This window comes from Muricoccus vinaceus (assembly GCF_042433125.1).
Lineage (GTDB): Bacteria > Pseudomonadota > Alphaproteobacteria > Acetobacterales > Acetobacteraceae > Roseomonas > Roseomonas vinacea.
Map to the genome: position 1 here is coordinate 283923 of NZ_JBHLVZ010000005.1, position 11104 is coordinate 295026.

General features: G+C 72.1%; 10 protein-coding genes. 3 read left to right on the top strand and 7 right to left on the bottom strand.

From position 1 onward, the window contains the following. Positions 1–78 precede the first annotated feature (78 nt). On the top strand, positions 79–996 hold the full coding sequence (locus tag ACFFIC_RS07800; protein ID WP_377049606.1) for a manganese catalase family protein: 918 nt from the start codon (positions 79–81) through the stop codon (positions 994–996). A gap of 33 nt (positions 997–1029) precedes the next feature. Here the strand turns inward: ACFFIC_RS07800 and ACFFIC_RS07805 are convergent, their stop codons facing one another. Both ACFFIC_RS07805 and ACFFIC_RS07810 read right to left on the bottom strand, forming a co-directional pair. Next, positions 1030–2085, bottom strand: coding sequence for a P1 family peptidase (locus tag ACFFIC_RS07805; protein WP_377049607.1), 1056 nt, complete (start codon positions 2083–2085; stop codon positions 1030–1032). Further along, the gene (locus ACFFIC_RS07810; RefSeq protein WP_377049608.1) at positions 2082–2774 is read right to left on the bottom strand and encodes a DUF1028 domain-containing protein; all 693 of its coding nucleotides are present in this window, start codon (positions 2772–2774) and stop codon (positions 2082–2084) included. Before ACFFIC_RS07810 ends, ACFFIC_RS07805 begins: the two co-directional genes overlap by 4 nt. Before the next feature lie 152 nt (positions 2775–2926). On the opposite strand from ACFFIC_RS07810, the gene ACFFIC_RS07815 reads away from it, so the two are divergent. Beyond that, entirely contained in the window at positions 2927–5056 is a 2130-nt protein-coding gene (locus ACFFIC_RS07815) for a YjbH domain-containing protein (RefSeq protein WP_377049609.1), read from the top strand. A gap of 4 nt (positions 5057–5060) precedes the next feature. Here ACFFIC_RS07815 and ACFFIC_RS07820 read toward each other — a convergent pair whose 3' ends face one another. The 5 genes from ACFFIC_RS07820 to ACFFIC_RS07840 all read right to left on the bottom strand — a co-directional run bounded on the left by ACFFIC_RS07820 (position 5061) and on the right by ACFFIC_RS07840 (position 9906). Beyond that, entirely contained in the window at positions 5061–6032 is a 972-nt protein-coding gene (locus tag ACFFIC_RS07820) for a Bug family tripartite tricarboxylate transporter substrate binding protein (RefSeq protein WP_377049610.1), read from the bottom strand. Between the two features lie 32 nt (positions 6033–6064). Next, a complete protein-coding gene (locus ACFFIC_RS07825; RefSeq protein ID WP_377049611.1) occupies positions 6065–6883 on the bottom strand; it encodes a sugar phosphate isomerase/epimerase family protein in 819 nt (272 codons plus the stop codon). Then, positions 6883–8043 (bottom strand): dihydrodipicolinate synthase family protein, encoded by a 1161-nt coding sequence (locus ACFFIC_RS07830; RefSeq protein WP_377049612.1) that lies wholly within the window; start codon positions 8041–8043, stop codon positions 6883–6885. Before ACFFIC_RS07830 ends, ACFFIC_RS07825 begins: the two co-directional genes overlap by 1 nt. 1 nt (position 8044) lies before the next feature. Next, a complete protein-coding gene (locus tag ACFFIC_RS07835; RefSeq protein ID WP_377049613.1) occupies positions 8045–9199 on the bottom strand; it encodes a Gfo/Idh/MocA family protein in 1155 nt (384 codons plus the stop codon). Between the two features lie 65 nt (positions 9200–9264). Then, positions 9265–9906, bottom strand: a complete 642-nt coding sequence (locus tag ACFFIC_RS07840) for a TetR family transcriptional regulator (protein ID WP_377049614.1) — start codon at positions 9904–9906, stop codon at positions 9265–9267. A 236-nt stretch (positions 9907–10142) separates the two neighbouring features. On the opposite strand from ACFFIC_RS07840, the gene ACFFIC_RS07845 reads away from it, so the two are divergent. After that, positions 10143–11096 (top strand): SMP-30/gluconolactonase/LRE family protein, encoded by a 954-nt coding sequence (locus tag ACFFIC_RS07845; RefSeq protein WP_377049615.1) that lies wholly within the window; start codon positions 10143–10145, stop codon positions 11094–11096. Positions 11097–11104: the final 8 nt, after the last annotated feature.

The window sequence follows — 11104 nt, forward strand, 5'->3', positions numbered from 1 at the left end:
CGAAGCCGTCATCGCGCCGAACCATCCCCGGGAGTGCCCGTTCCGACAGGCAGTATCCCAGGAGACAAGCCTATGTTCATGCGCGTCGACAAGCTGCAGGCCGAGCTCCCCGCCCCCAAGCGCAAGGACCCCAATGCCGCAGCAGCCCTCCAGGAACTCCTGGGCGGCAAGTATGGCGAGATGTCGACCCTCGGGAACTACATGTTCCAGAGCTTCAACTTCCGCTCCAAGGACAACCTCAAGCCCTTCTACAGCCTCGTCGCCGCCATCACCGCCGAGGAGCTGGGCCATGTGGAGCTGGTCTCCAACGGCGTGGCCATGCTGGCCAACGGCCCGGACAAGCCCGGCGGCGACCGGGGCGACGGCGGCGACATTTCCGGCGCCCCCTTCGAGGCGATGAAGGACATCCGCTCCTTCGCCTCCTTCGCCTCCCACGGCGGCGGCAGCACGCCCGTGAACAGCAACTCCATGTCCTGGAACGCGGACATGGTGACCACCACCGGCAACGTGGTGGTGGACCTGCTGCACAACTTCCACCTGGAATGCGGCGCCCGCCTGCACAAGCTGCGCGTCTACGAGACCCTGTCCGACCCCACGGGCCGCGAGGTTTGCGGCTATCTGCTCGTTCGCGGCTCGGTCCACGCGCATGCCTACGCGCTGGCCCTGAAGCAGCTCACGGGCGTGGAGCTGGAGAAGTTCCTGCCCACCCCGAACATCAACCTGAGCAAGATCCCCGAGTGCCAGAAGTACCTGGACGAGGGCTCGCACCGCCGCCTCTATACGTTCAGCCCCGCCGACTACAAGGACATGGCGGGCATCTGGGGCAATGGTGAGATGGCGCTGCCCGGCGACCCGCCGGGCGAGCTGACGGTGGTGGACGGCATGCCCGAGGGCGGCAAGATCCACCAGCTCACGGGCGTTCCCTCGGCCTTCACGCCGGACTACGCGCCGGAGGAGATGTTCGAGATCGCCTCCCGCCTCGCGAAGAAGATGTGAGGCGGAACGGGCCGGGGAAAACCCCGGCCCGCCCTACCCGAGTTCGCCGGCAGCCGGCGGGCTCGGCCCCACCGCCTTCGCCGCCCGCACGGCCCGCAGCACGGCCGCCGCCATCACCTGCGGCACGATGGCTCCCAGCGCCATCATGTTCCCGGGCAGCCCGCTTTTTCCCGTCGCCAGCGCGAACACCGTGTCGCCGTCCGCCATGGTGTGGATCGGGTCGATCGTGCGGGCCAGCCCGTCATGCGCCGCCCCGGCCAGCCGCTGGCACTGCGCCTTGCTCAGCGCCGCATCCGTCGCCACCACCCCGATTGTTGTCGCCATTCCCTCCTGCATGGAGGCCGGCAGCTCACCGCGCAGGATAGCCGCCGTGGCCCCCACCGGGCGCCGCCCCTCCGCGTCCCGCGCGCCCGCCACCACCTGGCCCGTGGCGGGATCAATCACATCCCCCACCGCGTTCACCGCTACGATCGCCCCGACGGTGATCGCGCCCACCTTCACGGCGGCCGTGCCGATCCCGCCTTTCATCGCGCGCGCCATGCCGAACAGCTTGCCCACCGTGGCCCCGGTGCCCGCGCCCACGCTGCCCTCGGCCGGTGGCTCCGCCCGCGCCGCCTCGCAGGCCGCATAGCCGGCGGCGGCATCCGGGCGGATGCGGTGGTCGCCCACCGTCAGGTCGAACAGGATGGCCGCCGGCACGATCGGCACCCGCGCCGGACCGGCCGGATAGCCGATGCCGCGCTCCTCCAGCCAGCGCACCACCCCCGTCGCCGCCTCCAGCCCGAAGGCCGAGCCGCCGGAGAGAAGGATGGCGTGCACCTTCTCCACCAGGTTGTTCGGGTTCAGCAGGTCCGTCTCCCGCGTGCCCGGCGCGGCGCCGCGCACGTCCACCCCGGCCGTGGCGCCTTCCTCCGCCAGGATCACGGTGCAGCCCGTCGGCCGCCGCGTTTCCGTGAAATGCCCGGCCTTGATGCCCGGCACGTCGGTGATGGCCCCGCCCATGGCGGTGCGCGGCAGCTGTGCCATGGCGTCCCCCGGAAAGCCGGCCCCGGCCGCGCCTGCCGCGGCCACGAGGTCCCGGCGCTTCACGATGCGGCCCCTGCGGCCGGCACGGAGCCGGCCGACCCGCCCCGCGCCCGGTCCGGATCGGTCGCGCGCAGCACGAACTCGTCGATCTTGGGCGCGTAGTCCCGCCACAGCCCCGCCAGATCCGCGATCGGGTCCGCCGCCCGGTCCACCCGCAGGTCGGCCAGGGCGAAGTCGAACTCCCCGTGCACCTCCAGCACCGCCGAGATCACCGGCCCGTGCTCGCCCCCTGCCGCCTCACCCGCCGCCAGCGCGGCCAGCAGGCGGTCCCCCAGCGGCGCCGACGGATCGGCCTCGAAAACCCGCACCATGGCGGCGGGCACTTCCTCGTTGGCGAGGATGTTGCCGATCGCCACGCAATCCCGCCCATGCGCCGCCGCCCGCGAAGCCCTCACCCGGGCGCCGTGGTGGTGCGCGGTGCCGCCGCCCGCATCCAGCGCCGCCAGCTGCCGCCAGGCCTCGTGCGGGGTGGAGGCCACCAGCGACGCCACCGCCTCCGCGGCCAGGCAGCCGCTCCGCAGCAGGGCCACTCCGCGCGGTCCCAGGCGCGGGTCCGTCCGGTGCTGCGTCAGCACCGCCCCCACCCCGGCCGCGATGTGCTGGATCCGCGCCCCGACCCCGATATCCGAGGTGGCGCCCGCCGCGCCGATCTGCCCGGTCCGCCCGCAGCGGCCGAGAAGCGAGAATGTCATGCAATTCCCTTCCGGAACGCGGCCGCGCGATCCTGAAAGCGTGTTGCCCGGGTGTCCATACCGCACCTTTCGCGCCCCGCCGCGCCTTGCGCCTTGCCTCCTACCGTTGCGCGTGAACAATAACTCACAAAATCGTGAGATACTTCGCCGTCATGCCGCGTGCTGTCCGGCTCGCCCTGCTCCTCCTCCTGGCGCTGCCGGCCGGGGCCGCGACGGCGCGGGCTGAGGAGATGCCGGCCACGGGCGGCGACTTCGGCGGCGCCGGGCTCCTCGAAACCCGCAACGCCCGCTTCCGCGAGGACGGCACGCTCGAAGCCGGCGCCACGCTCCGCCGGCAGCGCCGCTTCTTCTTCGTGAACTTCCAGGCCCTGCCCTTCCTGGAAACCACCTTCCGCCTCACCGAGCGCCTGAACGCCACCACCGGCCGCGGCGCCACCACCGACCGCTCCTTTGACGTGAAGCTGCGCCTGCTGGAGGAAGGCCCCTGGAACCCGGCGGTGGCGGTGGGCCTGCAGGACCTGATCGGCACCGGCATTTATGGCGGCGAATACCTGGTCGCCTCCCGCCGCTGGGGCCCGCTGGACCTGTCCTTGGGCCTCGGCTTCGGCCGCCTGGGCACGCGGGGCGACCTGTCCAACCCGCTGACCGAGTTCGCGGACGGCTTCCGCGTCCGCCCGCGCGAGATCGGCCGCGGCGGCACGCTGCGCCTGGACTTCTTCCGGGGCGAGGCCGTGGCGCCCTTCGGCGGCGCCGAATACAGCCTGCCCCGCTTCGACACCCCCTGGGGCGAGGTGGACGGCCTGCGCGCCAAGCTCGAATGGTCGGGCGATGCGCTGCGCGACGAGCGCGGTGGCTATCCCGTGCGCCGCGGCCCCTTGCGCGGCCTGGCCCGCAGTCCCGTCAGCGCCGGCCTGCAATGGTCCGGCGAGCATGTCGATGCCGCCCTGTCCTTCGTGAACGGCACGGACCTGCTGGCGCGCGTCTCCCTCCGCATGGATCCGGCCCGCCCGCCCGCCGCCTCCGCGCTGAGCCCCCTGCCCCCCATGCCGCCCCGTGCGGCCGAAGCGACCTCCTCCGCGGACGAGCAGCGCCGCGCCGGCGCCGCCTTCGCCGCCCTGCGCGCGGCCGGCTTCCGCCCGCTCGCCTATGAGGAGCGCGGCGCGGAGGTCCGCATCGCGGTGGCCGAGGGCCGCTTCCGCACCCTGCCCCAGATCGCCTCCCGCGTCCTGCGCGCCACCAACGCCATCCTTCCTTCCGGGGCCGAGGCCATCCGCCTGTCCTGGTGGCAGGCCGGGCTGGAAACCGGCGCCATCCTGGTGCCCCGCCGCGCGGTGGAGGCCGCGCAGCCCATCCGCGGCCTCGGCAGCCCCGAGGAAGCCTGGGCCGCCACAACCCTCCTCCCGGCCGAGGGCAGGCCATGGGCCGGCGCCTTCTCCGGGCCCGGCCCGCATTTCGACTGGGCGGTGGAGCCGCGGCTGAACCTCCAGCTCGGCGATCCCTCGCGCACGGTGCGCCACCAGGGCGCGGTTGCCGCCGGGGGGCGCGTGGATTTCGGCGCCTACAGCCTCACCGGCTCCGTGCAGCAGGCCCTGTTCGGCAACCTCGACCGCGGGCTCCCCTCCGACAGCCTGCTGCCGCGCGTGCGCAGCGACTACGCGCTCTACGCGCGCGAAGGGAAGACCTCGATTCCCGGCCTCTACGCCGAGGGCGTCTGGAACATCGCGCCCGACGTCTTCGCCCGCGCCACCGCCGGCCTGCTCGAACCCATGTTCGGCGGCGTGTCGTCCGAGGTGCTCTGGCGCCCGGCGGAGCGCCCCTTCGCGCTGGGCATCGACCTCAACCTCGTGCAGCAGCGCGCCACCGACGGCCTCTTCGGCTTCCGCAGCTACGGCGTCGCCACCGGCCATGTCTCGCTCTACGCCGACCTGCCGGTGTGGAACCTGTATGGGATTCTCCGCGCCGGCCGCTACCTCGCGGGGGATTGGGGCGCGACGCTGGAGATGGGCCGCCGCTTCGACAGCGGCATCGAGGTGGGCGGCTTCGCCACCCTCACCAACGTCCCCTTCTCCCGCTTCGGGGAAGGCTCCTTCGACAAGGGCATCTATGTCCGCGTGCCGCTCTCCCTGTTCGGGGCGGATGCGCGCGGCAGCGGCACCGCCGTGATCCGCCCCGTGCAGCGTGACGGCGGGCAGCGCCTGGCCGTGGACAACGCGCTCTGGGAGGTGACGCGCGCCGGGCGCTCGGACGCGCTGCGGCGCGCCGCCGGCGACTACGCGCGCTAGCGCCTCAGTTCACGGTGATCCGCGCGTCCCGCACCACCCGGCCCCAGGTCGCCGCCTCCCCCTCCATCTTCCGCGACAGCTCCGCGGGCGTGGAGGAGACCGCCTCCGCCCCCGCCGCCACCAGGCGCGCCTGGATGGCGGGATCGGCCAGCGCCTCGCGCAGCACCGCGTTCATGCGCGCCACGACCGGCGCGGGCGTGCCGTGCGGCGCCATCACCGCGCCCCAGGAGGTCGCCTCCGCGTCCGGCAGCCCGATCTCCTTCACCGTCGGCACGTCCGGCAGCTGCGAGGTCCGCTTCGGCCCGGTGGTCGCCAGCGCGCGCACCCGCCCGCCCTGGATCTGCCCGATGGCGGAGGGAAGCTGGTCCAGCATGAACTGCACGTTGCCGGCCACGGTATCGTTCAGCGCCGGCGCGCTGCCGCGATAGGGCACATGCGTCACCTCCACCTTCGCCGCCGCGCGGAACAGCTCGGCCACCATGTGGGTCGAGGATCCCGATCCCGCCGAGCCGAAGCTCGCCTTGCCCGGATTGGCCCGCAGCCAGGCCACGAACTCCTGCGCCGTGCGCGCGGGCACCTGTGGGTTCACGATCAGCACGTGGTCGGTCGCGAAGGCCATCGAAACCGGGTCCAGGTCGCGCACGGGGTCGAAGCCCATGTTGGCGTAGAGGTGCTGGTTGATGGTCAGCGTGCCCGTGGTGCCCATCAGGATCACCGTGCCGTCGGCGGGGGCCCGCACCACGTTCTCCACCCCGATGTTGCCGCCCGATCCCGCGCGGTTCTCCACCACCACGGGCTGGCCCAGCCTCTCGCCCATGCGGTCCGCCAGCACGCGCGCCACCACGTCGGTCGCGCCGCCCGCGGCGAAGGGCACCACGAAGCGGATCGGCCGGGTGGGCGTCCAGTCCTGCGCCCAGGCGGGTGCCGCCGCCAGGGCGAGGCCGCCGCCGAGAAGGCTGCGTCGGGTGCTGTTCATTCTTGTGCGTCCTCCGGTTTGTTCCGATCAGGCTAGCAGGCCGTGGCGTGGCGCCGCTTGATCTCTTTCAGCACGTCGTCCGGATCGGCCGCCCACCAGCGGCGCGACAGGATCTCCACCTCCGTGTGGCCGCGATACCCGCCCGCCTCCACCATGGCCCGGATGCCCCGGATGTCGATCACCCCCTCCCCCGGCAGCCCGCGGTCGAACACCGTGTCGGTGGTCGGCACCAGCCAGTCGCAGACATGGAAGGCCGCGATCCGCGCTCCCGCCCGCGCCACCTGCTCCCGCAGCGCCGGGTCCCACCACACGTGATACACGTCGAGCGCCACGCCGCTGCCCGCACCGAGCCCGTCGCAAAGGTCCAGCGCCTGGCCAAGGGTGGAGAGCACGCTGCGATCCGCGCAGGTCATGGGATGCAGCGGCTCCAGCGCGATCGTCACCCCCGCCGCGCGCGCCTCCTCCATGATCGCGTGCAGCCCGTCCCGCACCATGGCCCGCGCGCCCTCGATATCCCTGGAACCCGGCGGCAGCCCGCCGCACACCATCACCAGGCAGGCCGCGCCGATCGCCTGCGCCTCCCCGATCGCGCGCCGGTTGTCCTCGATCGCGGCCGCGCGCCCCGCGGCATCGGCGGCCGGGAACATGCCCCCGCGGCACAGCCCGGACACCGAAAGCCCCGCATCCCGTATGGCGCGCCCCGCACGCTCCACCCCCATCGCCTGCAGCACGTCGCGCCAGGGCGAGATGCCGGGAATGCCGTGCCGCGCGCATCCCTCGATGCACTCGGCGAGCCCCCAGCGCTCCCTCACCGTGACGGTGTTGAGGGAGAGAGGACCCGGAGCCCCCATCACGCCACCCCGTGCAGCGCGAGAAGCGTGCGCATCCGCGCCGCCGCCCGCTCGGGGTCCGACAGCAGCCCGGCCTTGTCGGCCAGGCGGAACAGCTCGGCGAAGTGCTGGATGGACCGCGTGGACTGCTGCCCGCCCACCATCACGAAATGGTCCTGGTGCCCGTTCAGCCAGGCCATGAACACCACGCCCGTCTTGTAGAAGCGGGTGGGCGCCCGGAAGATGTGGCGCGACAGCGGCACCGTCGGCGCCAGGATCCCGTGGAAGGTGGAAAGGTCGTTCCGCGACAGCGCCGCCAGCGCCCCGCCCACCGCGGGCGCGATGGGATCGAAGATGCCGAGCAGCGCGTCCGAATGGCCCTGCTCGTCCCCCGCGATCAGCTCCGCGTAGTTGAAGTCGTCGCCCGTGTACATGCGCACGCCGTTCGGCAGGCGCCTCCGCATGGAAACCTCCTTCCGGTCGTCCAGCAGCGAGATCTTCACGCCATCGACCTTGTCGGCGTGGGAGGCGATGACCTCCAGCGCCACCTCCATCGCGGCCATGTGGTCGTGGTGGCCCCAGTAGCCCTCCAGCGCCGGATCGAACATCTCGCCCAGCCAGTGGATGATCACCGGTTGCCGCACGCCGGACAGCACGCGGTCGTAGACCCGCACGTAATCATCCGGGGACCGCGCCGCCTTCGCCAGCGCGCGGGACGCCATGAGGATGATGCGCCCGCCCATCCCCTCCACCGCCTCGCACTGCTCCTCATAGGCGCGGATCACGTCGTCCACCGTCACCTCCGGGCCGGCGGCCAGGTGGTCCGTCCCGGCGCCGCTCGCGATCACCGCCTCCGGGAAGTCCTTCGCCGCGTCCAGGGAGCGCCGGATCAGCTCCTGCGCCCCCGCCCAGTCCAGCCCCATGCCGCGCTGGGCCGTGTCCATCGCCTCCGCGACCCCCAGCCCCAGCGACCAGAGGTGCCGGCGAAAGGCGATGGTGCGGTCCCAGTCGATCTTCGCGTCCAGCCAGGGGTCCTGCTCGGCCAGGGGGTCGGCCACCACATGCGCCGCCGCATAGGCCACGCGCGGATAGGGCGGCCTGGCCACCGCGAAGTTCCCGGGTCGCCCCGTGGCATAGGCTTCCAGCGCGCCGGAGGCGGTGGGCAGGTTCAGGGTCGGCATATCACGCCTCCAGGGCCGGAAGGTCGATCCAGCGCCGCTCCGCCCAGGATTGCAGCCCGGCCTCGGCGAGCTGCACGCCCTTGGCGCCCGCCATCAGGTCCCAGGGGTAGTCGGCGCGCTCGCCGGCCACGTGCTTGAGGAACTCCTCCCACTGCACGCGGAAGCCGTTGGGATAGGGCTGCGTGCTCGGCACCTTCTGCCAGCCCTCGTAGAAGTTGATGGTCTGCGGCTCGTCGGGGTTCCACACGGGCTTGGGCGTGTTCACCCGCGCCTGCGTCCAGCAATCCGTCAGCCCGCAGACCGCCGAGCCGTGCGTGCCGTCCACGTGGAAGGTCACGAGGTCGTCGCGCCGCACGCGCGTGGTCCAGGAGGAGTTGATCTGCGCGACGATCCCGCCCTCCAGCTGGAAGGTGGCATAGGCCGCGTCGTCGGTGTCGGCGTCGTAGGGCTTGTTGTTCTCGTCGTGGCGCACGGGGATATGCGTCGCGCCGAGGCAGGAAACCGACCGGGTGGCACCGAAGGTGTTGTCCAGCACGTAGCGCCAGTGGCACAGCATATCCAGGATGATGCCGCCGCCCTCGTTCTTCTTGTAGTTCCAGCTCGGCCGCTGCGTGGGCTGCAGGTCGCCCTCGAACACCCAGTAGCCGAATTCCCCGCGCACGCTGAGGATGCGGCCCAGGAAGCCGCTGTCGATCACCATCTTCATCTTGCGGATGCCCGGCAGGAACAGCTTGTCCTGCACCACGCCGTGCTTGATGCCGGCGGCCTTGGCCACCCGCACCAGGTCCAGCGCGTCCTCCAGGTTCTCCGCCGTCGGCTTCTCGCAATAGATGTGCTTGCCGGCCGCGATGGCCTTGCGGATCAGCTCCGCCCGCATCTGCGTGGTCGCGGCATCGAAGAAGATCGTGTCGTCTGGATCGGCCAGGGCGGCGTCCAGGTCCGTGCCCACCCGCTCAATACCGTGCGCCCGTGCCAGCGCCTCCAGCTTCTCGCGGTTGCGGCCCACGATGATGGGGTCCGGCATGATCCGGTCCCCGTTGGCCAGCGGCACGCCTCCCTCCCGCCGGATCGCGGCGATCGAGCGGATGAGGTGCTGGTTCATGCCCATGCGCCCGGTCACGCCATGCATGATCAGGCCGATACGCCGCTGCGCCATTCGCGCTTCCTCCCGGAACCCAGTAAGTAACCGTACGGTTACCCAAGCCCTTTCGGGCCTCGGCGTCAAGGCCGGAGCCAGCCCAGCACCACCTCCACCGAATGCGCCTCCCGCGCCGCGATGGCCGCTTCCGCGCCCAGGCCGGTGCCGAAGATGGCCGAAAGCGTGTGCAGGTTCGAAACATAGAAGTGGCCCAGCGCCACGATGGTCACATAGGCCTGCATGGGGTCCACGCCCTTGCGGAACACGCCTTCCGCGGCCCCGCGCCCCAGCACGTCGCGCAACGTGTCCAGCAGGGGGAAATACAGCGCGGGCACCCGATCGCTCCGCGCCAGATAGGCGGCGCGGTGCAGGTTCTCCTGGTTCAGCAGGGCCACGAATTCGGGATGGCGGGCGGTGTAGCGCAGGTTGAAGCGCACCAGCCGCGCCATGGCCTCGGCAGGCGGAAGGTCGTCCACCCGCAGTGCCCGCTCCTCCTCGCGCTTGTGCGCATAGGCGGCTTCCAGCACGGCAACCCAGAGATCTTCCTTGTTGCCGAAATAGGCGTAGATCATGCGCTTGTTCGCGCCCGCCCGCGCGGCGATCTCGTCCACGCGGGCGCCGGCCAGGCCATGGGTCGCGAACTCCGCCCGCGCGGCGTCCAGGATGCGGGCGCGGGTCGCCTCCGCGCGCGGGCTCTGCGGAATGGTTCGGATGGGCGCTTCCATGCGCCCCATCCTGTCCGCGAAGCCCGCCGCAGGCGAGAGCCAAGGGCGCGGGGCGGCCCCGCGCCCCGACGGGCCTAGCCCAGCACGCCGAACAGCCAGAGCAGCAGGATCACCGGGATGGGGATGCCGATCAGCCAGAGCAGGATGCCGCGCATGGATTGTTTCTCCTGTGTTATCGCACGGCGGAGCAACGTGGGGGGCTTGCGGGAGGTTGCGGCGCCGCGCAGCCTCGGGCCATGGAACGTTTCTTCGACAACGAGGCCCCCTGGGCCCCCTCCGCCCGCTACCCCGACCCGCGCCTCCGGGACCTCGACCCCGCCTTCGCGCGCTACCGGCTGATGAACGCCCCCGTGCAGAAGCTGGCGGGCGGCACGCGCTGGGGCGAGGGCCCGGTCTGGTTCGGCGACCACCGCTGCCTGGTCTGGTCCGACGTGCCCGAGAACCGCATGCTCCGCTGGGACGAGGCCACCGGCGCCACCACCACCTTCCGCGCGCCCTCCAACAACAGCAACGGAAACACCCGCGACCGCGAGGGCCGCCTCGTCACCTGCGAGCACCTGACCCGCCGCGTCACCCGCACCGAGCATGACGGCCGCATCACCGTGCTGGCGGACCGCTTCGAGGGCAAGCGCCTCAACTCCCCCAACGACGTGGTGGTGAAGTCCGACGGCACCGTCTGGTTCACCGACCCCGCCTTCGGCATCCTCTCCGACAACGAGGGCGAGCGCGCCGAGCCCGAGCTGCCCCAGGACGTCTACCGATGCGATCCCGCCCGCGGCACGCTGGAGCGCGTGGCCGACGGCATCGAGGGCCCGAACGGCCTGGCCTTCAGCCCCGACGAATCGATCCTCTACGTCGTCGAGAGCCGCACCAACCCCCGGAAGATCCTGTCCTTCTCCGTCGACGGCGCCCGCCTTTCCAAGCGCCGCGACCTCATCGTGGCCGAGCCCGGCGGCACGCCCGACGGCTTCCGCCTGGACGAGGACGGCAACCTCTGGTGCGGCTGGGGCATGGGCAATGCCGAGCAGGACGGCGTGCGCGTGTTCAACAGCGCCGGCGCGCCCATCGGCCACATCGACCTGCCGGAGCGCGCGGCGAACCTGTGCTTCGGCGGGCTGAAGCGGAACCGGCTCTTCATCACCGGCGCGCGCTCGCTTTACTCGCTCTACGTCAACACGCGCGGCGCCTGACCGTCCGG